Source organism: Pseudomonas sp. E1MeOHC2 (assembly GCF_058745025.1).
Map to the genome: position 1 here is coordinate 1710167 of NZ_CP196675.1, position 21021 is coordinate 1731187.

Here is a 21021-nt window from a genome sequence, read left to right on the forward strand (position 1 = left end):
GTATGGTCAGCACCTGACCTGAAATTCTGGATCTGTGCATGCTCCTCAGTCTTCTCCCCCGTTGGAAATCCCGTCAACTGATCGCGGCCTCCAGCTTCATCCTGCTCGTCGCCTGCGCGGAAAAACCCACCGCCGCCGATGCCTTGCCGCTGGCCCCTGCCCAGCCCGCCCCGGTGGTGAACCTGCCCGGTGCAACGCCCGACGCCAGCACTACTGAGATCCAGCCTCTGCAAACGTTCGCGCAATGGCAGGCTGGCTTCCGCCAACAGGCCCTGCAGGCCGGTATTTCACCAACCACCTTCGACCGTGCATTCGTCGGTGTAACCCCCGACATGGACGTGATCAAGGCCGACCGCAGCCAACCTGAATTCACCCGCCCCGTGTGGGAATACCTGGAAGGCGCCCTGTCGCCACTGCGCGTGCGCAATGGCAAGAAACTGCTGGAGCAGAATGCGGAACTGTTGAGCCGCATCGAGCAGCGCTATGGCGTGGACCGCCAGGTGCTGGTTTCGGTATGGGGCATGGAAAGCAACTTCGGCCAGTTCCAGGGCAGCAAGTCGGTCATTCGCTCGCTGGCGACCCTGGCCTACGAAGGCCGCCGCCCACAGTTCGCCCAGGACCAGCTGATTGCCGCCCTGCAGATCCTGCAGAACGGCGATATCCAGCCTGAGGCCATGCGCGGTTCATGGGCCGGCGCCATGGGCCAGACCCAGTTCATCCCGACCACCTACAACACCCATGCGGTGGATTTCGACGGCGATGGCCGCCGGGACATCTGGAACAGCACCCCCGACGCCTTGGCCTCGACCGCGCACTATCTGCAAAGCTCCGGCTGGAAACGTGGCCAGCCTTGGGGCTTTGAAGTGCAAGTACCGGCAGGCTTCGACTTCTGGCTGGCCGATGGTTCGCTGCGCAAGCCGGTGAGTGAATGGCTGCAACTGGGCGTGAAGCTGCCCGCCGGCACCCAGTTGCCCGCCAACAGCAACCAGCTGTCCGCCGCCCTGCTGCTGCCTGCGGGTGCACGCGGCCCCGCGTTCCTGGTGCTGGACAACTTCCGCGCCATTCTCAAGTACAACAACTCATCGTCCTATGCACTGGCCGTGAGCCTGCTGGGTGATCGGTTCTCGGGCTGGGGCTTCATTGCCGGCAGCTGGCCGAAGGAAGACCTGCCATTGAGCCGCAGCGAGCGCATGGAACTGCAAAACCTGCTCAATGCCAGCGGGCATGACGCCGGCAATGCCGATGGCATCATTGGCGCCAATACCCGCAAGGCCATTCGCAATGCCCAGCAAGGGTTTGGGTGGGCGGCGGATGGGTATCCGACGCACAAGCTGCTTGAGAGCCTGCGTCAGCGTTAACGCCATTGCGGCCCTTCGCGGGGCAAGCCCGCTCCCTCAGGAACTGCGGCGACCTTAAGGCCTGCACAGTACCGGTGGGAGCGGGCTTGCCCGCGAAGGGCTGCACAGCAGCCCCTCAAGCCCTAAACAAGTCCTGCTGCAACACCAGGCTCATCTTCTCGCTGTCCAGCACCACCTCAGCCCCCAGCGGCAAGCACACATTCGGGTCACAATGCCCACTGCGCCACCCGGCCAGCACCGGCACACCCAGCGGCCCGAAAATGTCCTGCAGCAGCGGCGCCAACGCCGCCACGGTGATCCCTGCAAAATCCCCCACCAACACGCCCCTCACCCCGTCAAGCTTGCCCGCCAGGCGCAACTGGGTCAGTAAACGATCCACCCGAAACAGCGGTTCGTTGACGTCCTCGATAAACAAGATGCACCCCTGCGTTTCGATCTCTGCCACGGTGCCCAGGGTCGCGCCGAGCATCGACAGGTTGCCACCCAGCAAACGCCCACTGGCAATACCCGGCACCACGCAGTTCAAGGCAAAGTCGGCAGGATGCGCAATCGCATCCCCGGCCCCAACCTGCCCAATCAACTGCGCTATGAGCGACGACTCGGTCGGCTCAAGCTTGGCGCCCAGCAGATCGGCGTTCAGCATTGCCCCATGGAAGGTAAGTAGACCAGTGTTCCGGTAGATGGCCGTGTGCAGCGCGGTGATGTCGCTGTAGCCGATCAGTGGCTTGGGATTGCGGCGAACGAGGTCAAAATCGAGCTGGTCGAGCAGGCGCATGCTGCCGTAGCCGCCGCGCATGCACAGGATCGCGTCGATAGCCGGGTCAGCGAAGGCATCGTGAAGGTCCTGCAGCCGCTGCTGATCAGATCCCGCCAGGTAGCCCTGGGCCTGATCAACGCCCGGGTAGATACGACAGCGATAGCCACGTTCGGCAAACCACTGGCTGGCTTTTTGCGCATCCAGGCGTGCCGGCCCGGCCGGTGCGACGATGGCAAAGCAGGCATCCTCCCGCAGTACGGCGGGCAGGCGGGACTCGAAGGTTTCGGCGCAATTCATCGCAACTCCTTGCAGCGCAGGGCACAAAAACAAAAATGCCGATGCCGCCTTTCGGCGCGCATCGGCATGTGTGACTCAGACCAGGCTCAGAGCTTGATCTTGGCTTCGTGGGCCTGCTGGTCAGCATGGTACGAAGAACGTACCAGCGGGCCGGAGGCCACGTTCTTGAAGCCCATCTTGTAGCCTTCTTCGGCGAACCAGGCGAAGGTGTCCGGGTGCACAAAACGCTGCACCGGCAAGTGGCTGCGCGACGGCTGCAGGTACTGGCCGAGGGTCAGCATGTCGATCTCGTGCTCGCGCATGCGGTGCATCACTTCGATGACTTCTTCGTCGGTCTCGCCCAAGCCGAGCATCAGGCCCGATTTGGTCGGTACGTGCGGGACCATCTGCTTGAACTTCTGCAGCAGGTCCAGCGACCAGTCATAGTCCGAACCCGGACGCGCGGCCTTGTACAGGCGCGGTACGGTTTCCAGGTTGTGGTTGAAGACATCCGGCGGCTCTTGCGCGGTGATCTCCAGGGCCACATCCATACGGCCACGGTAGTCCGGGACCAGGGTTTCCAGTTGCACACCTGGCGACAAGGCGCGAATCTCGCGAATGCAGTCGGCGAAGTGCTGGGCACCACCGTCACGCAGGTCGTCGCGGTCCACCGAGGTGATCACCACGTACTTCAGACGCAGGTCGGCAATGGCGACGGCGAGGTTTTTCGGCTCGTCGAGGTCCAGTGGCTTCGGTCGGCCGTGGCCCACGTCGCAGAATGGGCAACGACGGGTGCAAATGTCACCCATGATCATGAAGGTCGCGGTACCGCCAGAGAAGCACTCGCCCAGGTTCGGGCAAGAGGCTTCTTCGCAGACGCTGTGCAGCTTGTGCTTGCGCAGCAGTTGCTTGATGCGGTCTACCTCGGGCGAGACCGGGATGCGCACGCGGATCCAGTCGGGCTTTTTCGGCAGCTCATCGGTCGGGATGATCTTCACAGGGATGCGCGCCACCTTGTCGGCGCCACGCAGTTTGACCCCAGCTTCCACCTTCTTCGGCGCAGGGCGCGAGGTGACATCCTGGGTAGGTATCAGGTTCGGCACGGCTTCTTGCACAGTTGTCATATTCAGTCGATTCCGCCCGTGAGGGTCGTCTGCTCAGCGTAGTCGAGGTGCTTGACCAGCTGTCCGCGCAGCCTTGTCCTGACCTCGTTGAGTTCGATCGGGCCTGCCTGATCGCGTAGCTGGGTCATGGCCAGCCCCGCATAACCGCAGGGGTTGATTCGGCGGAATGGCGCAAGGTCCATGTCCACGTTCAGGGCAAGGCCGTGGAAGGAACGGCCGTTGCGGATTCGCAGGCCGAGGGAGGCGATTTTCGCTCCATCGACATAGACACCCGGGGCGTCGGGCTTGGCCGCGGCCTGGACATCGTAACTGGCAAGCAGGTCGATAAGGGTCTGCTCGATACGGCTGACCAGCTCACGTACACCAAAACCCAGCCGGCGCACATCCAGTAGCAGGTAGGCCACCAACTGCCCGGGGCCATGGTAGGTCACCTGGCCACCACGGTCGGTCTGCACCACCGGGATATCGCCCGGAATCAGCAGGTGCTCGGCCTTGCCGGCCTGGCCCTGGGTGAAGACCGAAGGGTGTTCGACCAGCCAGATTTCGTCCTGGCTGTCGGGCCCTCGCTGCTCGGTAAAGCGACGCATGGCTTCCAGCACCGGTTCATAGGGCTGCAGGCCAAGATCGCGAAAACCGAGACAGGCGGACATCAGAGCACCATTTTCACGATGCCGGTGGCACGCAGTGCACTGTTGATGTCGTGCAGCTGGTTCTCGCTCTCGGCAACGATGTGCAGTTGCACCGTGGTGTACTTGCCTTCCTTGCTCTGGCGCTCGGCCAGGGTAGCGAGGTCGACCTTGGCGTATTTGCTGAGGATTTCGATGACCGTGTCCTTGAAACCGACAACGGTATCGCCAATGACCTTGATCGGGTAATCGGCGCAGGGGAACTCGATCTTGTGCGACTTGACGTCAGGTTCGCTCATGGCGGAAACGGCCTCGTAAGCCGTGGCAACAACAACGCCCCCGCATGAACAGCGGGAGCGTGGCAGGTCACGTTATCAGTTGAACAACCCGTAGAAGAATAGACGGATGCTATCCCACATACGGCGGAAGAAACCACCTTCCTCGACGCCATCAAGGGCGATCAGGTCGGCGCTGTGAACCACGTTCTCGTCCAGTTTGACTTCCACTTTGCCGATCACGTCACCTTTGGCGATCGGTGCGGTGAGCTGCGGGTTCATGGTCATCGAAGCCTGCAGGCGCTTCAATTGGCCTTTAGGCATAGTCATGGTCAGGTCGTTGGCCAGGCCAGCTTTAACCTGGCTGGTGGCGCCCTTCCAGACCGGGGCCTGAGTCAGCTCGGTGCCCTTCTGGTAGAAGGTCTGGGTTTCGAAGAAGCGGAAGCCGTAGGTCAGCAGCTTCTGGGTTTCGGCAGCACGAGACTGCTCGCTGTTGGTGCCGAACACCACGGCGATCAGGCGCTGGCCGTCACGTACGGCCGAAGCCACCATGCAATAACCGGCTTCGTCGGTGTGGCCGGTCTTCAGGCCATCGACGGTCTTGTCACGCCACAGCAGCAGGTTGCGGTTCGGCTGCTTGATGTTGTTCCAGTAGAACTCTTTCTGCGAGTAGATCGCATAGTGGGCCGGGTCGACGTCGATGATCGCGCGCGCCAGCAGGGCCATGTCGTGCGCCGAAGAGTAGTGCTCCGGGTTCGGCAGGCCGGTCGGGTTCATGAAGTGGCTGTTGGCCATACCCAGGTCGGTGGCCGTCTTGTTCATCATGTCGGCGAAAGCGTCTTCGCTACCGGCAATGTGTTCGGCCAGGGCGACGGAAGCGTCGTTACCCGACTGGATGATGATGCCGTGCAGCAGGTCGCTGACGGTCACCTGGCTGCCAACCTTGATGAACATGCGCGAACCGCCGGTACGCCAGGCGTTTTCGCTGACGGTGACCGGATCGTTTTCACCGATCTGGCCACGACGAATGTCCAGGGTGGCGATGTAGGCGGTCATCAGCTTGGTCAGGCTGGCTGGCGGCAGGCGCTCGTCACCGTTGTTCTCGACCAGCACGTTGCCGCTGGACGCGTCCATGAGTACGTAGGACTTGGCTGCCAGTTGCGGTGGTGCCGGCATCATCTGCTCTGCCGCGAAAGCAGCAGGCGTGATCATCAGCAGTACGGGCAGGCAAAGTCGTTTGGCAAGGTTGGTGATGTTCATCCGTCTCTCGAAAATCGCTAATGGTCTGAGATGTTCCCTGGGCTACAGCGTGTGCCCAGCGCCAGTCAGTCTAGTTTTTAAGGCCTTGGGCCGAGCCCACGCAGTGCGGCTTTATGTCGCTGCGGGCAAAAGCCGTCATTGTACATGCGCGCGCCCGGCAATTCATGACAAAACCTGTAGGAGCGGCCTTGTGTCGCGAAAGGGCCGCTCCTACTAAAGCTGTCAGTCTGCTGTGACCAGCTTTGCCTGCCCCAAGTTCGCCAGGCGAATGCTGTCTTGCGCCTGCTGGATCTCACCCTGGCTGCCGATCGGCCCCAGGCGCACGCGGTGCAAGGTCTGCTGGTTACGCACGATGGAACTGATGAACACCGGCGCACTGACCATGGTGCTCAGCTTCGAACGCAGCAGTTCGGCGGCGTCCGGGTTGGCGAAGGCACCCACCTGCAGGAAGCTGCCGCCGTTGCCGGCCGGCACATTGTTGCCGCCGACCTGTACGGGTACCACTGGCGCCGCGTGTTGCTGCGGCGGCGGGGTCCACTGCTCGACGCGCCCGGTGCTGGCCGGAATCGACTGGGTCTGGGCGACCTGCGGCTCCTTCAGCACCAACGGTGGTTGCTGGCCACGCTGGGCCCACCATTGTTGCGGGTCGATCCCCTCGACGCGCACATGCGCGGTGCCGATTTCGGCGTAGCCGAGCTTCTTCGCCGCCGCGTAGGACAGGTCGATGATGCGGTCGGAATAGAACGGGCCGCGGTCGTTGACCCGCAGGACCACGCTGCGACCGTTGGCCAGGTTGGTCACCCGCACATAGGCCGGCAGCGGCAAGGTCTTGTGCGCCGCACTCATGCCGTACAGGTCGTAGAGCTCGCCGTTGGCGGTGTTCTGGCCATGGAATTTGGTGCCATACCACGACGCGGTGCCCTCGGCGCGGTAGTTGCGCGACTCCTGCATCGGGTAGTAGGTCTTGCCCAGCACCGTGTAGGGGTTGGCCTTGTAGTTGCCCGTGTGCACGGTCGGTGTGGCATCGGGGATCTTGTTCACATCCACGTCCCACCACGGCGCGCCGTCCTTGTGGGCACGGTTGATGTCCAGTCCGGGCTGGGCGCGGACAGTATTGCCGCTTTTCTGGGTGGTGGTCGGGCGGCTGGAGGAGCAGCTGACCAGCAGCATGCCGACAGTCATGCAGGTCAGCAGCTTGAAGGTATTGGCAGAGATGATTGCGCGCATTACTTGACGCCCCGTGCTTGGACCAGCTGTTCCGAAAGCTGATGCACCGCCATGGCATACATCACGCTGCGGTTGTAGCGAGTGATCGCGTAGAAGTTCTTCAGGCCCATCCAGTACTCAGGGCCGTTTTCGCCCTCCAGGCGGAAGGCGGTAACCGGCAGATCATCGCGCAGCGCATCATGACTCGACCAGCCCAGCGCTCGCAACTCCCCGACGGTCTTCACCGGCTCGATGCCGGTGGTCAGGCCTTCATCGGCTCGCTCGCCCTGCACCATGGCACGGCTGACCACACCTTCGCCGGCCACCCAGCCATGGCGCTTGAAGTAACTGGCAACGCTGCCGATGGCATCGTCCGGGTTGTTCCAGATATTGATGTGGCCGTCGCCGTCAAAGTCCACGGCATAGTTGCGAAAGCTGCTCGGCATGAACTGCGGCAGGCCCATGGCGCCGGCGTAGGAGCCTTTGAGCGTGAGCGGGTCAAGCTGCTCTTCGCGGGCCAGCAGCAGGAACTCGCGCAACTCTTTGCGGAAGAATTCGGCCCGAGGCGGGTAGTCGAAGCCCAGCGTCGACAGGGCGTCGATGACCCGATAGTTGCCGGTATTGCGGCCAAAGAAGGTCTCTACGCCGATGATCGAGACGATGACTTGCGCCGGCACCCCGTATTCCTGCTCGGCACGTGCCAGCACCGCTTCGTGCTGACGCCAGAAGTCCACACCACGGGCGATGCGCGCGTCGGTGATGAACATCGGCCGGTAGTCCTTCCAGGGCTTGACCCGTTCGGCCGGACGCGAGATGGCATCAAGGATCGACTGCTTGCGCTGGACCTCGCGGAACACACCTGTCAGCTGCTCGCTGGCAAAACCGTAGTCGCGGGCCATTTCGCCAACGAACTCAGCCACCTGAGGCGAGCCGTCGTAGTCGCCGGCATGGGCCAGCTGGACAGCGCCGAACAGGCCCACCGCGCCGATCCACGGCGCACAACGGGCAGCCCAGTTACGCACTGCTTGCATGAAATTCTTCACCTTATTCAAACCTGTGCGATCCATTTGCGGTGCGTATGGATCGACATCAGAACGCCAAACGCTGACAGCAGCGTCACCAACGAAGTTCCGCCATAGCTGATGAAGGGCAGCGGCACGCCCACCACGGGCAGAAGGCCGCTGACCATACCGATATTGACGAACACGTATACAAAGAAGGTCATCGTCAGGCTGCCTGCCAGCAGCTTGCCGAACAGGGTCTGCGCCTGAGCCGTGATCATCAGGCCGCGACCGATCAGCAGCAGATAGACGATCAGCAGCAGGCAGATGCCCACCAGGCCGAACTCCTCACCCAGCACCGCGATGATGAAGTCGGTGTGGCTCTCGGGCAAAAAGTCCAGGTGCGACTGGGTACCCAGCAGCCAGCCTTTGCCGAAGACCCCGCCCGAGCCGATCGCGGCCTTGGACTGGATGATGTTCCAGCCCGTGCCCAGCGGGTCGCTTTCCGGGTCAAGGAAGGTCAGCACACGTTGCTTCTGGTAGTCGTGCATGACAAAGAACCACATGGCAACCGCCACCGGCACCGCCGCAGCCACCACACTGACGATCCAGCGCCAGCGCAACCCGCCCATGAACAGCACGAACGCACCGGAGGCGAGAATCAGCAGCGCCGTCCCCAGGTCAGGCTGGCGGACGATGAGAATGAACGGCACACCGATCAGGACAAGGCTGATCGCCACATGCTTGAGGTGCGGCGGCAAGGTGCGCTTGGACAAGTACCAGGCGATGGTCGCCGGCATGATGATCTTCATGAATTCCGAGGGCTGGAAGCGGATCACCCCGGGAATGTTGATCCAGCGCGTGGCACCCATGGCGTTATGGCCCATGACGTCCACCACCACCAGCAGCAACACGCCGACCAGGTAGGCCAACGGCACCCAGCGCGCCATGAAGCGCGGCTCCAGCTGGGCGATGACGAACATCGACACCAGACCGATACCGAACGAGGTGGCTTGTTTGAGCAGCAGGTCCCAGTTCTTGCCACTGGCCGAATAGAGGACGAACAGGCTACCGGCCGCCAGGGCCAGGAGGATGACCAGCAAGGGGCCATCGATATGAATGCGCTGCAGAAAGCTGGCGCGCCGACGCATCACATCCTCGCTGGAGAGCATGCGATCGAAATTGTTCATCACGGGGCCAACTCCTGAGCAACAGTCGCTGGCGCGAACTCGGTTTTCAGACGGCCGTTCTCATCGAGCAGCCAGGCGTCCATCACCTGACGCATCACCGGCGCGGCAACCCGACCCCCGGCCTCGCCATTCTCGATCATGACCGCGATCACGATCTTGGGATCTTGTGCCGGCGCGAAGCCCACGAACAAGGCGTGGTCACGGTGACGTTCCTGGACCTTGTTACGGTCGTACTTCTCGCCCTGCTTGATGGCCACCACCTGGGCCGTACCGCTCTTGCCGGCAATGCGATACTGGGCGCCGGCGGCAGCGGCCCGAGCGGTACCCCGCGCGTTGTGCATCACCTGCTCCATACCGTGAGTCACCTTGGCCCAGTCAGACGGGTCACGCAGCACGATATCGTCGATCGGGCTTTCGTCCACCGGCGGCTGGCCTTCGATGGTGCGGGCCAAGTGAGGGCGCCGCCACTTACCCTTGCTAGCGATCAGCGCGGTGGCCTGAGCCATCTGCAAGGGGGTGGTCTGCATGTAGCCCTGGCCGATACCGAGAATCAGCGTTTCACCCGGGAACCAGGCCTGGCGGCGGGTGGCACGCTTCCATTCACGTGTCGGCATCAGCCCGGAAGATTCCTCGAACATGTCCAGCGAGACCTTCTGGCCCAGGCCGAATTTGTTCATATAGCTGGACAAACGGTCGATGCCCATTTTGTGCGCCAGGTCGTAGAAGTAGGTGTCATTGGAGCGCATGATCGCCAGGTCGAGGTCGACCCAGCCATCGCCACTGCGGTTCCAGTTGCGGTATTTATGGTCATAGTTGGGCAACTGGTAGTAGCCCGGGTCGAACACCCGGCTACTGGCCGTCACCACACCACTGTCGAGGCCGGCGATGGCAACTGCCGGTTTGATGGTCGAGCCCGGCGGATACAGGCCACGCAGCACACGGTTGAACAGCGGCCGGTCGATCGAATCACGCAGCTCGGCATAGGCTTTGAAGCTGATACCGGTGACGAACAGATTGGGGTCAAAGCTGGGCTGGCTGACCATCGCCAAGACCTCGCCGCTACGCGGGTCAAGCGCGACCACGGCGCCGCGCCGGCCACCCAGGGCAGCCTCGGCGGCTTCCTGCAGCTTGATGTCCAGGCTCAGGACAATGTCCTTGCCAGGCTTCGGGTCGGTACGCTTGAGCACTCGCAGCACGCGGCCGCGGGCGTTGGTCTCGACTTCCTCGTAACCTACCTGGCCGTGCAGGGCATCTTCGTAGAAGCGCTCGATACCGGTCTTGCCGATATGGTGCGTGCCGCTGTAGTTCACAGGGTCCAGGGTTTTCAGTTCTTTCTCGTTGATGCGCCCGACATACCCCACCGAGTGCGCGAAGTGCGCACCTTGCGGGTAGTGCCGAACCAACTGCGCGACCACTTCCACACCCGGCAGGCGGAATTGGTTCACCGCCACCCGGGCGATCTGCTCTTCATTCAGCTCGAACAGGATAGGCACCGGCTCGAACGGCCGACGCCCCTGGCGCATGCGTTTTTCGAAGAGGGCGCGGTCGTCCTCTGTCAGCTCCAGCACTTCGACGATGTTGTCCAGTACTTCCTGCCAATTACCCGCACGTTCGCGGGTCATGGACAGGCTGAAGCTGGGCCGGTTATCGGCGATGATCACCCCGTTGCGGTCGAAGATCAGCCCGCGGGTCGGCGGGATCGGCTGCACATGCACCCGGTTGTTCTCCGACAGCGTCGAGTGGTAGTCGTACTGGATGATCTGCAGGTAGTACAGCCGCGCGATCAAGACGCAGATAAGCAGCACGATCGCCACCGCGCCGACCACGACGCGGTTACGCACCAGGCGGGCGTCTTTCTCGTGGTCCTTGAGACGAATCGGCTGCGACATCGGACTACTTACAGGCTCATTTGTGGTAAGGGTGCCCGGACAACACGGTCCAGGCGCGATAGATCTGCTCGCCGATGAGTATCCTTACCAACGGGTGCGGCAACGTCAGCGGCGACAACGACCAGCGTTGCTCGGCGCGTGCGCAGACCTCAGGTGCCAGCCCTTCCGGGCCGCCCACCATCAAATTCACCGTGCGCGCATCCAGGCGCCAGCGGTCCAGCTCGGTCGCCAGTTGCTCGGTACTCCAGGGCTTGCCATGGACCTCGAGGGTGACGATGCGTTCCCCAGGCTGAACCTTGCTCAGCATGGCTTCGCCCTCCTGACGGATCAGGCGAGCGACGTCGGCATTCTTGCCACGGGTGTTCAGCGGGATTTCCACCAGCTCAAGCGACAGCTCAGGGGGCAGGCGCTTGGCATATTCATGCCAACCGTCCTCGACCCACTTGGGCATGCGCGAGCCGACCGCGATCAGGCGCAGACGCACAGCGCTTTCCTTATTCGCGGTCTTTGAGCTTTTCGGAGTACTCGTGGACGTGCTCCGGGCTGTGGTGCTTGCCATCGGCGGCACGGCTTTGCTCGGCGCCCTGCCACAGGCGTTCCAGGTCGTAGAACTGGCGGGCAGCGGCGGTCATCATGTGCACGATGACGTCGTTCAGGTCCAGCAACACCCAGTCGCTGTCGCCCTTGCCTTCTTCACCCAGCGGCTGGGCGCCTTTGGCCTTGACTGCTTCACGGACCTTTTCGGCCATCGCGTTGATCTGGCGGTTGGAGGTACCGGTGGCAATGATCATGTAGTCGGTCAGGCTGTGCTTTTCGCGCACGTCGATGACCTGGATGTCCTGGGCCTTGACGTCTTCCAGCGCTGCCTTGGTCACTGCGACCAGTTCGTCGCCGTAAATTTTCTGCTTGGTCATATAAAACTCGTTCAACTCGTTGGATGAGGCGCCAGAGGCACCGTCAGTTAGGCGCACGATAGAGTTCGTGCGCCTCGATATAGGCCAGTACGGCGTCCGGCACCAGGAACCTCACCGATTTGCCGCTGGCCAGCAGCTGTCGGATCTGTGTAGCCGACACCGCAAGCGGCGTCTGCCAGACGAACGAAATATTTCCCGCCGGGCCGGACATGGCGGTGGGATCGCTCTCGGAGCGCGCAGCCAGCAGGTTGCGCAGCTCGTCAGGGGGTTCAACGTCGGCATCCGGGCGTTGCAGCACCAGGATGTGACAGTATTGCAGCAGCTCTTCCCAGCGATGCCAGCCGGGCAACCCACAAAAGGCATCCCAGCCCAGCACCAGGAACAACTGGTCGTTCGTGCCCAGTTCGGCGCGGATCGACTCCAGGGTGTCGATGGTGTACGACGGCTTGTCGCGGGCAAGCTCGCGGGCGTCCACACTCAGGCGCTCGGCACCCTGCACGGCGCTGCGCACCATCGCCAGGCGATCCTGCGCAGCCACTTGCGGCGTATCGCGGTGTGGCGGCCGGGCGTTGGGCAGCAGGCGCAACTCGTCCAACGCCATGAACTCGGCCACTTCCAGCGCGCTGCGCAGGTGGCCGATGTGCACGGGGTCGAAGGTACCGCCTAGAATGCCGATGCGCCGGACTGCCTGGGCCTTGCTCAACTCAGCAGGACTCCTGGCCGCGCAGTTGGCCGTCGCCGATCACCACGTACTTCTCGCAGGTCAGCCCTTCCAGGCCGACCGGGCCACGGGCATGCAGCTTGTCGGTGGAAATACCGATCTCCGCCCCCAGGCCGTATTCGAAACCGTCGGCGAAGCAGGTCGGGGTATTGAGCATCACCGATGCCGAGTCGACCTCGGCCATGAACTGGCGGGCCTGCCCCTGGTGTTCGGTGATGATCGAATCGGTGTGGTGCGAGCCATAATGATTGATGTGCTCGATGGCCTGGTCCAGGTCATCGACTACACGAATCGACAGGATCGCATCCAGGTATTCAGTGTGCCAATCGTCTTCGCTGGCCGGCTTGGCATCGATGATTGCGCACGTGCGCTCGCAGCCACGCAGCTCGACGCCCTTTTCCAGGAAGCGACGGGCCATTTCCGGCAGAAAACGTTCGGCCACGCGCTGGTCGACCAGCAGGGTTTCCATGGCGCCACAGATGCCGTAGCGGTAGGTCTTGGCGTTGAAGGCGACGCGCCAGGCCTTGTCCAGGTCGGCATGTTCGCTGACGTAGACGTGGCAGATGCCGTCCAGGTGTTTGATCACCGGTACTCGCGCATCGCGGCTGATACGCTCGATCAGGCCACGGCCTCCGCGCGGTACGATGACATCGACGAACTCCGGCATGCTGATCAGCGCGCCCACGGCTTCGCGGTCGGTGGTCTCGACCACCTGCACCACTGCCGCCGGCAGGCCGGCCTCGGCCAGGCCACGCTGGATGCAGGTGGCGATGGCACGGTTGGAGTGGATCGCCTCGGAACCACCCCGCAGGATGGTCGCATTGCCGCTTTTGAGGCACAGGCTGGCCGCATCGATGGTCACGTTCGGGCGCGATTCGTAGATGATCCCGATCACCCCCAGCGGTGCGCGCATCTTGCCAACCTGAATACCCGATGGACGGTAGCTCATGTCGCGGATGGCACCGACCGGGTCGGGCAGGCCGGCCACCTGGCGCAGGCCGGTGATCATGCCGTCGATACGCGCCGGGGTCAGCGCCAGGCGGTCGAGCAGCGCAGGCTCCAGGCCGTTGGCACGGCCTGCGGCGAGGTCCAGCTCGTTGGCGGCGGTCAGCTCGGCACGCGCGGCGTCCAGGGCGTCGGCGGCCGCTTGCAAGGCGCGGTTTTTCTGCGCAGTACTGGCACGGCCGATCACCCGGGAAGCCTGGCGGGCAGCGCGACCCAAACGGGTCATATAGTCAAGAACGGACTCAGTCATGGGTTCGGTGTCTTGGCGAAGGGGAAATCGGCTGATTATAACTGCCGCGCAGGTGTACGCCCAGCGGCGGGTGGCGGATGGTAGAAAATGGCGAAGCCAATGTGTAGGAAAGATGTAACTGGGGTTATCGAAATTTCTATCTCCTGTTGTCGCCCATTCGCGGGCAAGCCCGCTCCCACAGGGTTTTTGCGAGCATCTGTGGGAGCGGGCTTGCCCGCGAATGGGCGACAGGTTCAGCCTCGATTAAGCCATTCATTGCTATCATCCCCGCCTCCTCAGCCGCGAACTGCCCGCATGTCAGCCCTGCCCGACAGCTTTTTCGACCGTGACGCCCAAACCCTGGCCAAAGCGCTGCTGGGCAAGGTCATTCGCCATCGCCAGGGCGACCTGTGGCTGGCCGCGCGCATCATCGAGACCGAGGCCTACTACCTGACCGACAAAGGCAGCCACGCTTCGCTCGGCTACACCGAAAAACGCAAGGCGCTGTTCCTTGATGGCGGCCACATCTACATGTACTACGCCCGCGGTGGCGATTCGTTGAATTTCAGTGCCCAAGGCCCAGGCAATGCAGTGCTGATCAAGTCCGCCTACCCTTGGCAGGATGCCATCTCGAACGCCAACAGCCTGGCGCAGATGCAGTTGAACAACCCGGATGCCAGCGGCAACCTGCGCCCGGCAGAGCGCCTGTGTGCGGGCCAAACCCTGCTGTGCCGGGCATTGGGCCTGAAAGTGCCCCACTGGGACGCCCAGCGGTTCGACCCTGAGCGCCTTTACGTCGAAGACTGCGGCATCGCCGTGCCTCGGGTAGTCCAGGCTGCTCGCCTGGGTATCCCCCATGGCCGCGACGAGCACCTGCCTTACCGCTTCGTCGACGCCGAATACGCCCGCTTCTGTACGCGGAACCCGATACGTCGCGGCCAAGTCGAAGGTCGGGACTTCTTCATACACGAACAAGGAAGCTGAAACATGGGCCAATGGCTCGACAGCCTGACCGGCTGGCTAAGCGCAAACCCTCAGTGGCTTGGCCTGGCGATTTTCCTGGTGGCCTGCATCGAGTGCCTGGCCATTGCCGGCATCATTGTGCCCGGCACGGTGTTGCTGTTCGCGGTCGCCGTGCTGGCCGGCAGCGGCACCTTCAGCCTGGGCGAGACACTGCTGCTGGGCTTTCTCGGCGGTTTGCTGGGTGACGCCGTGTCATACACGATCGGCAAGTACTTCCACCAAAACATCCGCCGCCTGCCACTGCTGCGCCACCACCCGGAATGGATCGGCAGCGCCGAAACCTACTTCCAGCGCTACGGCATCGCCAGCCTGCTGGTCGGGCGTTTCATAGGGCCGCTACGGCCCATGCTGCCGATGGTCGCTGGCATGTTCGACATGCCGCTGCCGCGCTTCATTGCCGTGAGCCTGGTGGCAGGCGCCGGCTGGTCCGTTGCCTACCTGCTGCCCGGCTGGGCCACCGGCGCGGCCATGCGCCTGCCGTTACCCGAAGGCTTCTGGCTGGATGCCGGCATCATTGCGGGCACTTTGGCGGTGCTCATCGGCCTGAGCCTGAACAGCAGCCTGCGCGACCAACGCCACGGCACGCGACTGATCGCCGGTTTGAGCTTCGCGGCCCTGGCCGGTGTGTTCCTGGGCTGGCCCTACCTGCACGAATTCGATCAGGGCGTGATGACACTGGTGCAGGAGCATCGCAGCCAGGTCATCGACGGCGCCGTCGTGCTGGTGACGCGCCTGGGTGATTTTCGCACCCAGTTTTTCCTCGGTGGGCTGCTGACCGGCCTGTTGCTGCTCGCCCGGCAATGGCGACATGCCCTGTTTGCGGGCGGCGCATTGATGGGGACGGCGCTTGCCAACGGCACGCTCAAATGGCTGTTCGCCCGCGCACGGCCTGAGGTGCTGATCGACCCACTGACGAGTTACAGCATGCCCAGCGGCCACAGCTCGGCGTCGTTTGCGTTCTTTCTGGTGATGGCGGTGCTGGCGGGACGAGGTCAGCCGCCACGGATGCGACTGACCTGGGTGTTGCTGGGGTGCATTCCCGCCCTGGCGATTGCCTTGTCGCGGGTTTACCTGGGGGCGCACTGGCCGACCGATATTCTGGCCGGCGCCCTGCTGGCGTGCTGCGTCTGTGCGCTGAGCTTGACCTTGACGCAGTACCGGCAGCCGCTTAGAGCACTGCCGCTGCGGGTGTGGTGGCTAGTGTTGCCGGCGTGTATTGCGCTGCTCGCGTTCTTTGCCATGCATGCGTTGCCACAGGCTTTGGAGCGGTATCAGTATTGAGGGTGGCTGTTGCGGCCTCTTCGCGGGGCAAGCCCGCTCCCACAGGTGGTGCATTGCAGGCTGCCTGTGGGTGCGGGCTTGCCCCGCGAAGAGGCCGGTACAGGCCACACTGATCAATCAGGCAAACAACTCACCCTGAATCCGCTCCAGCAGCCTCTGAATCTCTTCCAGCCGCAACTGCGGCGAGTCGATGGTCAGCAGATCCAGCTTGTCCTCTTCCATGAACGGCAGCAGATACGCCAGCTGATTGGCCAGCGCTTGCCGCCCCTCCACCGGTCGCGGCATGTCCAGCGCCTCGACCATCGGATGCTCGCCCAATGCAACCAGCAACGCCAGCAGGTCATCGTCTGCCTCGCCCAGCGGGCTGTCCGCAAGCTCCGGCAGCCACTGCACCTGCCCGACCAGCAACTGGTCCTTCTGCACTTCGGTCTGTTCCAGGTTGAAACGCCGCACACCTTCGACGCGGATACCCAGCAGGCCGTTATCCTGCTGCACGAAATCGCGGATCATCGCTTCGCAGCCGATCGACGCGACCACCGGTGGCGCCTTGCCGACCTGCTCACCTTCAAGAATGCACACCACACCAAAGCCCCCGCCCTGCTTCATGCAGCGGCCAATCATGTCCAGGTAGCGCGCCTCAAAAATCTGCAGATCGAGAAAACAACCGGGAAACAGCACAGTATTGAGGGGAAACAGCGGTAGCGTCATCACAACTCCTCAAGCCACCAGGCTGACCGCAAGCGGCAGGAACACCGCCGTGGCCACCCCCATCAGGCTCATCGCCAGCGCGGCGAACGCGCCGCATTCGTCACTTTCCTGCAAGGCTACCGAAGTGCCCACCGCATGCGCGGTGACACCCAACGACATGCCGCGCGCTTCAGGGCTGTGCACACCAAGCCGGGTCAACAGCGCCGGGCCGAAGATCGCGCCGATCACCCCGGTGATCAGCACGAACACAGCAGCCAGCGCTGCCACGCCGCCAATCTGCTCCGCCACCAGCATGGCAATCGGTGAAGTCACCGACTTGGGCGCCATGGTCATCAGGATCATGTGTTCGGCACCGAACCACCAGCCCAGCAGCAGGCAGCAGACGGTGGCGAACAGGCCTCCGACTACCAGCGTAGTAAAGGTTGGCCAGAACAGCTGACGAATGCGCCGCAGGTTGAGATAGAGCGGTACGGCCAGGGCCACGGTAGCAGGCCCCAGCAGCGTGTTCATGATCTCGGTGGTTTTGCGGTACTCGCGGTAGTCGATGCCACACACAAGCAGCACGCCAATCACCAGCAGCATTGAGACCAGCACCGGCTGCAGGAAGATCCAGCGGGTCTTTTCGTAGGCAGCGAGCACCACCTGGTAAGCCCCGAGGGTAATGCCGATGCCGAACAAGGGGTGGTGGATGACCGCGTCGAGCGCACCTTGCCAGTCGAGCATCATGGCTGCTCCCCGCGCTTGCCCTGGCGGTGGATCAGCTTCTGCATCAGCACGCCAACGAATACCAAGGTCAGCAGGCACGAAATAAACAGCGCACCGGCAATCGCCCAGAAGTCGGCGGCGATATCCTTGGCGTACACCATCACCCCCACCGCCGGCGGCACCAGTAACAGCGGCAGGTAGCGCAACAGGCTGCTGGCGGCTTCATTGAGCGGCTTGCCGACTTCGCCCCTGAGCATCAGGAACGCCAGCAGCAGCAACAGACCAATGATCGGCCCCGGCAGAAACGGCACAAACAGGTGATTGATCGCCGTACCCAGCAGCTGGAACAGCACCAGCCAGGTCAAACCACGCAACAGCATAAGCATCTCCCTCGGGCATGGCGGCCATTATAAGCACGCCACGGCTATAAGCCGATATTCGCCGAAAAAGGCTCAACTTGACTGAAAGGGTTCGCCGTGCTGATCTTGTACTTTCGTACCAACTGACAACCCTGGAGAGTCGCGATGCCTTATGTACCGGTTACAGAGCTTTCGCAGTACGTTGGCAAGGAACTGGGACGTTCCGCCTGGCTGACCATCGACCAGCAGCGCATCAACCTGTTTGCCGAGGCCACGGGTGATTTTCAGTTCATTCACGTCGACCCTGAAAAGGCCGCCAAAACACCCTTCGGCGGCACCATTGCCCATGGCTTTCTGACCTTGTCGCTGATCCCCACGCTGATGGACGACATCCTCATCCTGCCGCAAGGGTTGAAGATGGTCGTGAACTACGGGCTGGACAGTGTGCGCTTCATTCAACCGGTCAAGGTGAACAGCCAGGTTCGGCTGAAGGTCGACCTTGCCGAGGTGCTGGAGAAAAAGCCCGGGCAATGGCTGCTCAAGGCTATCGCCACGCTGGAGATCGAAGGGGAAGAAAAGCCTGCCTATATAGCAGAGTCCCTTTCACTCTGTTTTGTCTGAACGATTGTCGGGGCGCTGCGCGCCCCATTCGCGACTTGCCCCCGATACAATCCACAAACACCCCACACTCGCGTAAACTGCCAGCCTTCGCGCAGCCTCGGGCTGCCCCTGTCGATTTACCAAAGGTGCCCGCCATGCCCTGGCTGCAAGTACGCCTGGCCATCAGCCCGGAACAAGCCGAAACCTACGAAGACGCCCTGCTCGAAGTCGGCGCGGTCTCGGTCACGTTCGTGGACGCAGAAGATCAGCCGATCTTCGAACCCGACCTCAACACCACACCATTGTGGTCGCACACCCACTTGCTGGCCCTGTTCGAGGCCGATGCCGAACCTGAGCAGGTGTTCGCCCACGTCCGCCTGCTGACCGGCACCGAGCTGCCCGAGCACCAGGCCGAAGTGATCGAGGACCAGGACTGGGAACGCAGCTGGATGGACAACTTCCAGCCCATGCGCTTCGGCCGCCGCCTGTGGATCGTGCCAAGCTGGCACGAAGCCCCGGAAAAGGACGCGGTAAACTTGCTGCTCGACCCCGGCCTTGCGTTTGGCACCGGCACCCATCCGACCACTGCCCTGTGCCTGGAATGGCTCGACGGCCAGCAACTCGAAGGCACCCAGGTGCTCGACTTCGGCTGCGGCTCGGGGATTCTGGCCATCGCGGCATTGCTGCTGGGCGCGCGCGAAGCGGTCGGTACCGACATCGACGTGCAGGCCATTGAAGCCTCGCGCGACAATGCCCAGCGCAACGGTATCGCCGATCAGAAGCTGGCGTTGTACCTGCCCGAGCACATGCCAGCCATGCAGGCCGACGTACTGGTTGCCAACATCCTTGCCGGCCCGCTGGTCGCGCTGGCGCCACAGCTGTCCGGCCTGGTTCGCCCTGGTGGCCTGCTGGCTCTGTCGGGCATCCTTGCCGAACAAGGCGAGGACGTGGCTGCTGCCTACGCCGCCGACTTCGAGCTGGACCCGATCGCCGTGCGCGACGGTTGGGTGCGCATCAGTGGTCGCCGTCGTTAAGCGCGCCTAGAATAACCTCTGTATAACCCCGGATCGCCGCATGACCGACAGTTTCGTCACCCAGTGCCCGCATTGCCAGACCAGCTTTCGCGTCACCCATCACCAGTTGAGTGTGGCGCGCGGCGTGGTGCGTTGCGGCCATTGCCTGCAGGTGTTCAACGCCGCCAAGCAGCTGCTGGAGCAGAACCGTCCCGGCGCTGACGAAGCGCCCGTGGCACCGCCAGCACCGGCAGCGCCTGCCGAGACGGTCGCCGAGCCTGCGGTCACGCCCGATCCGCCCGTCAGCGAACGCCCACTGGCCATCGAGGAAGACTGGGCCCTCACCGCCCAGGCCCTGGATGAACTGGACCTGGACCAGGAACTGGCCCGCCTCGAACAGCGCGGCGACCCTGCCGAGTCTCGCCCGGCCCGTGCCGACAACGGCTTGCAGGCCCGCCGCGACGAGCATCAGCCGGACGCGCATGCCGACAAGCTGTTCGGCAACGCCACCGACGACCGCTTCGAGCCACAACAGGCGCCGGCCCCTGCACCGGTCCTGCTGGAACAGGAACCTCTGGACCTGGAGCCGGCCCCGGGTGATCGCACCGAGCCGACCCTGGGCGGCCACCTGGACCTGGACATCGACGATGAGCCGCCCGTGCGCCGGGGCATCGAGGCCGACGAGCACCATGCGTTCGTCAGCGAGCACTTCGCCACCAGCGATGATGCAGCCCCGGAAAAGGGCCTCAACGCCCGCGACGACGACGAACTGGACCTGCACCTGTCAGCCCGTGACGACGACCCGGTCGAGCCGCTACCCGGCGAACGCCTGGAGCCAGGCTTGTCCGGCAAACCCGAGCGCACGCCGCGCAAGGAACCGCTGGTCGATGTGGTCGACGACCCGCTGCAACTGGGCTGGGAAAAGCCCCAGGCCAACTGGGGCAAGCGCTTGCTGTGGGGGCTGCTGACGCTGCTGGCAGCAGGCCTTCTGGCCTTCCAGTACATCTGGTTCCACTTCGACGAAATGGCCCGTCAGGACCAGTACCGGCCGATCTTCCAGCAATTGTGCCCGGTGTTCGGCTGCCAAGTGCCGACCCGCGTCGACATTGCACGCATCAAGAGCAGCAACCTGGTGGTGCGCAGCCATCCTGACTTCAAGGGTGCGCTGATCGTCGACGCAATCATCTACAACCGCGCCCCGTTCGCCCAGCCGTTCCCGCTGCTGGAGCTACGGTTCGCCGACCTCAATGGCCAGTTGATCGCCAGCCGACGCTTCAAGCCCAGCGAGTACCTCTCCGGCGAATTGGCCGGGCGTGGCGAGATGCCCAGCCAGACCCCGATCCACATCGCCCTGGACATCCTCGATCCGGGCCCCAAGGCTGTGAACTACAGCCTCAGCTTCCGCTCGCCGGAGTAATCAGCTGATCCTGGGGGCACTCCGCGCCCCCAGGTTCGCCTACCCGTACCAAAAGTCATAAGCCGGCAACTGTTCAGATTTTAT

22 protein-coding genes are annotated in these 21021 nt (G+C 63.1%); 6 read left to right on the plus strand and 16 right to left on the minus strand.

Annotated elements, in window-relative coordinates:
• The first annotated feature begins 38 nt into the window (after positions 1 to 38).
• The gene (locus tag ACSSU5_RS07615) at positions 39 to 1358 is read left to right on the plus strand and encodes a lytic murein transglycosylase (protein WP_264311443.1); all 1320 of its coding nucleotides are present in this window, start codon (positions 39 to 41) and stop codon (positions 1356 to 1358) included.
• Positions 1359 to 1473: 115 nt separating this feature from the next.
• Here the strand turns inward: ACSSU5_RS07615 and ACSSU5_RS07620 are convergent, their stop codons facing one another.
• From ACSSU5_RS07620 to ACSSU5_RS07680, 13 genes are all read right to left on the minus strand, one after another.
• A complete protein-coding gene (locus ACSSU5_RS07620) occupies positions 1474 to 2412 on the minus strand; it encodes a S66 peptidase family protein (RefSeq protein ID WP_264311442.1) in 939 nt (312 codons plus the stop codon).
• 86 nt (positions 2413 to 2498) lie between these two features.
• The gene (lipA, locus tag ACSSU5_RS07625; RefSeq protein WP_264311441.1) at positions 2499 to 3515 is read right to left on the minus strand and encodes a lipoyl synthase; all 1017 of its coding nucleotides are present in this window, start codon (positions 3513 to 3515) and stop codon (positions 2499 to 2501) included.
• A 2-nt stretch (positions 3516 to 3517) separates the two neighbouring features.
• Positions 3518 to 4165, minus strand: coding sequence for a lipoyl(octanoyl) transferase LipB (lipB, locus tag ACSSU5_RS07630; protein WP_264311440.1), 648 nt, complete (start codon positions 4163 to 4165; stop codon positions 3518 to 3520).
• The gene (locus ACSSU5_RS07635) at positions 4165 to 4440 is read right to left on the minus strand and encodes a DUF493 domain-containing protein (RefSeq protein ID WP_264311439.1); all 276 of its coding nucleotides are present in this window, start codon (positions 4438 to 4440) and stop codon (positions 4165 to 4167) included. The genes lipB and ACSSU5_RS07635 overlap by 1 nt, the downstream gene beginning before the upstream one ends.
• A 75-nt stretch (positions 4441 to 4515) precedes the next feature.
• Complete coding sequence (locus tag ACSSU5_RS07640; protein ID WP_264311438.1) at positions 4516 to 5676, minus strand: D-alanyl-D-alanine carboxypeptidase family protein; 1161 nt, start codon at positions 5674 to 5676, stop codon at positions 4516 to 4518.
• A gap of 222 nt (positions 5677 to 5898) precedes the next feature.
• The gene (locus ACSSU5_RS07645) at positions 5899 to 6903 is read right to left on the minus strand and encodes a septal ring lytic transglycosylase RlpA family protein (RefSeq protein WP_492560926.1); all 1005 of its coding nucleotides are present in this window, start codon (positions 6901 to 6903) and stop codon (positions 5899 to 5901) included.
• Positions 6903 to 7913 (minus strand): lytic murein transglycosylase B, encoded by a 1011-nt coding sequence (mltB, locus tag ACSSU5_RS07650; protein ID WP_264311436.1) that lies wholly within the window; start codon positions 7911 to 7913, stop codon positions 6903 to 6905. Before mltB ends, ACSSU5_RS07645 begins: the two co-directional genes overlap by 1 nt.
• A gap of 17 nt (positions 7914 to 7930) precedes the next feature.
• The gene (gene rodA / locus ACSSU5_RS07655; RefSeq protein WP_264314013.1) at positions 7931 to 9034 is read right to left on the minus strand and encodes a rod shape-determining protein RodA; all 1104 of its coding nucleotides are present in this window, start codon (positions 9032 to 9034) and stop codon (positions 7931 to 7933) included.
• Positions 9035 to 9072: 38 nt separating this feature from the next.
• Positions 9073 to 10962: a penicillin-binding protein 2 gene (gene mrdA / locus ACSSU5_RS07660; protein WP_264311435.1), complete on the minus strand. Its 1890-nt coding sequence runs from the start codon at positions 10960 to 10962 to the stop codon at positions 9073 to 9075.
• Between the two features lie 16 nt (positions 10963 to 10978).
• Positions 10979 to 11446, minus strand: coding sequence for a 23S rRNA (pseudouridine(1915)-N(3))-methyltransferase RlmH (rlmH, locus tag ACSSU5_RS07665; protein WP_023382530.1), 468 nt, complete (start codon positions 11444 to 11446; stop codon positions 10979 to 10981).
• A 10-nt stretch (positions 11447 to 11456) separates the two neighbouring features.
• The gene (gene rsfS / locus ACSSU5_RS07670) at positions 11457 to 11876 is read right to left on the minus strand and encodes a ribosome silencing factor (RefSeq protein ID WP_264311434.1); all 420 of its coding nucleotides are present in this window, start codon (positions 11874 to 11876) and stop codon (positions 11457 to 11459) included.
• Between the two features lie 43 nt (positions 11877 to 11919).
• Complete coding sequence (gene nadD, locus ACSSU5_RS07675; RefSeq protein ID WP_264311433.1) at positions 11920 to 12579, minus strand: nicotinate-nucleotide adenylyltransferase; 660 nt, start codon at positions 12577 to 12579, stop codon at positions 11920 to 11922.
• A 1-nt stretch (position 12580) separates the two neighbouring features.
• Complete coding sequence (locus ACSSU5_RS07680; protein ID WP_492560927.1) at positions 12581 to 13852, minus strand: glutamate-5-semialdehyde dehydrogenase; 1272 nt, start codon at positions 13850 to 13852, stop codon at positions 12581 to 12583.
• A 294-nt stretch (positions 13853 to 14146) separates the two neighbouring features.
• Between ACSSU5_RS07680 and ACSSU5_RS07685 the strand changes: the two genes are divergently transcribed.
• Both ACSSU5_RS07685 and ACSSU5_RS07690 read left to right on the plus strand, forming a co-directional pair.
• Positions 14147 to 14815 carry a DNA-3-methyladenine glycosylase gene (locus ACSSU5_RS07685; RefSeq protein WP_492560928.1) on the plus strand — a complete coding sequence of 223 codons (669 nt, stop codon included), beginning with the start codon at positions 14147 to 14149 and terminating at the stop codon, positions 14813 to 14815.
• Between the two features lie 3 nt (positions 14816 to 14818).
• Positions 14819 to 16135: a bifunctional DedA family/phosphatase PAP2 family protein gene (locus ACSSU5_RS07690; protein WP_492560929.1), complete on the plus strand. Its 1317-nt coding sequence runs from the start codon at positions 14819 to 14821 to the stop codon at positions 16133 to 16135.
• Between the two features lie 117 nt (positions 16136 to 16252).
• Here the strand turns inward: ACSSU5_RS07690 and ACSSU5_RS07695 are convergent, their stop codons facing one another.
• From ACSSU5_RS07695 to ACSSU5_RS07705, 3 genes are read right to left on the minus strand one after another with little or no spacing between them, the layout of a single operon-like run.
• Positions 16253 to 16843, minus strand: a complete 591-nt coding sequence (locus tag ACSSU5_RS07695) for an LON peptidase substrate-binding domain-containing protein (RefSeq protein ID WP_264311429.1) — start codon at positions 16841 to 16843, stop codon at positions 16253 to 16255.
• Between the two features lie 9 nt (positions 16844 to 16852).
• A complete protein-coding gene (locus tag ACSSU5_RS07700; protein ID WP_264311428.1) occupies positions 16853 to 17569 on the minus strand; it encodes an LrgB family protein in 717 nt (238 codons plus the stop codon).
• Complete coding sequence (locus tag ACSSU5_RS07705; protein ID WP_264311427.1) at positions 17566 to 17928, minus strand: CidA/LrgA family protein; 363 nt, start codon at positions 17926 to 17928, stop codon at positions 17566 to 17568. The genes ACSSU5_RS07700 and ACSSU5_RS07705 overlap by 4 nt, the downstream gene beginning before the upstream one ends.
• Positions 17929 to 18072: 144 nt before the next feature.
• On the opposite strand from ACSSU5_RS07705, the gene ACSSU5_RS07710 reads away from it, so the two are divergent.
• From ACSSU5_RS07710 to ACSSU5_RS07720, 3 genes are all read left to right on the plus strand, one after another.
• Complete coding sequence (locus ACSSU5_RS07710; RefSeq protein WP_492560930.1) at positions 18073 to 18528, plus strand: MaoC family dehydratase; 456 nt, start codon at positions 18073 to 18075, stop codon at positions 18526 to 18528.
• A gap of 134 nt (positions 18529 to 18662) precedes the next feature.
• Entirely contained in the window at positions 18663 to 19541 is an 879-nt protein-coding gene (prmA, locus tag ACSSU5_RS07715) for a 50S ribosomal protein L11 methyltransferase (RefSeq protein ID WP_264311425.1), read from the plus strand.
• Positions 19542 to 19581: 40 nt separating this feature from the next.
• On the plus strand, positions 19582 to 20937 hold the full coding sequence (locus tag ACSSU5_RS07720; RefSeq protein ID WP_492560931.1) for a DUF3426 domain-containing protein: 1356 nt from the start codon (positions 19582 to 19584) through the stop codon (positions 20935 to 20937).
• The last annotated feature ends 84 nt before the right edge of the window (positions 20938 to 21021 follow it).

Coding starts and splice junctions, on each gene's coding strand:
- ACSSU5_RS07615 (WP_264311443.1), top strand. CDS start 39: ATGCTCCTCAGTCTTCTCCCCCGTTGGAAATCCCGTCAACTGATCGCG.
- ACSSU5_RS07620 (WP_264311442.1), bottom strand. CDS start 2,412: ATGAATTGCGCCGAAACCTTCGAGTCCCGCCTGCCCGCCGTACTGCGG.
- lipA (WP_264311441.1), bottom strand. CDS start 3,515: ATGACAACTGTGCAAGAAGCCGTGCCGAACCTGATACCTACCCAGGAT.
- lipB (WP_264311440.1), bottom strand. CDS start 4,165: ATGTCCGCCTGTCTCGGTTTTCGCGATCTTGGCCTGCAGCCCTATGAA.
- ACSSU5_RS07635 (WP_264311439.1), bottom strand. CDS start 4,440: ATGAGCGAACCTGACGTCAAGTCGCACAAGATCGAGTTCCCCTGCGCC.
- ACSSU5_RS07640 (WP_264311438.1), bottom strand. CDS start 5,676: ATGAACATCACCAACCTTGCCAAACGACTTTGCCTGCCCGTACTGCTG.
- ACSSU5_RS07645 (WP_492560926.1), bottom strand. CDS start 6,903: ATGCGCGCAATCATCTCTGCCAATACCTTCAAGCTGCTGACCTGCATG.
- mltB (WP_264311436.1), bottom strand. CDS start 7,913: ATGCAAGCAGTGCGTAACTGGGCTGCCCGTTGTGCGCCGTGGATCGGC.
- rodA (WP_264314013.1), bottom strand. CDS start 9,034: ATGCGTCGGCGCGCCAGCTTTCTGCAGCGCATTCATATCGATGGCCCC.
- mrdA (WP_264311435.1), bottom strand. CDS start 10,962: ATGTCGCAGCCGATTCGTCTCAAGGACCACGAGAAAGACGCCCGCCTG.
- rsfS (WP_264311434.1), bottom strand. CDS start 11,876: ATGACCAAGCAGAAAATTTACGGCGACGAACTGGTCGCAGTGACCAAG.
- ACSSU5_RS07680 (WP_492560927.1), bottom strand. CDS start 13,852: ATGACTGAGTCCGTTCTTGACTATATGACCCGTTTGGGTCGCGCTGCC.
- ACSSU5_RS07685 (WP_492560928.1), top strand. CDS start 14,147: ATGTCAGCCCTGCCCGACAGCTTTTTCGACCGTGACGCCCAAACCCTG.
- ACSSU5_RS07690 (WP_492560929.1), top strand. CDS start 14,819: ATGGGCCAATGGCTCGACAGCCTGACCGGCTGGCTAAGCGCAAACCCT.
- ACSSU5_RS07695 (WP_264311429.1), bottom strand. CDS start 16,843: ATGACGCTACCGCTGTTTCCCCTCAATACTGTGCTGTTTCCCGGTTGT.
- ACSSU5_RS07700 (WP_264311428.1), bottom strand. CDS start 17,569: ATGATGCTCGACTGGCAAGGTGCGCTCGACGCGGTCATCCACCACCCC.
- ACSSU5_RS07705 (WP_264311427.1), bottom strand. CDS start 17,928: ATGCTGTTGCGTGGTTTGACCTGGCTGGTGCTGTTCCAGCTGCTGGGT.
- ACSSU5_RS07710 (WP_492560930.1), top strand. CDS start 18,073: ATGCCTTATGTACCGGTTACAGAGCTTTCGCAGTACGTTGGCAAGGAA.
- prmA (WP_264311425.1), top strand. CDS start 18,663: ATGCCCTGGCTGCAAGTACGCCTGGCCATCAGCCCGGAACAAGCCGAA.
- ACSSU5_RS07720 (WP_492560931.1), top strand. CDS start 19,582: ATGACCGACAGTTTCGTCACCCAGTGCCCGCATTGCCAGACCAGCTTT.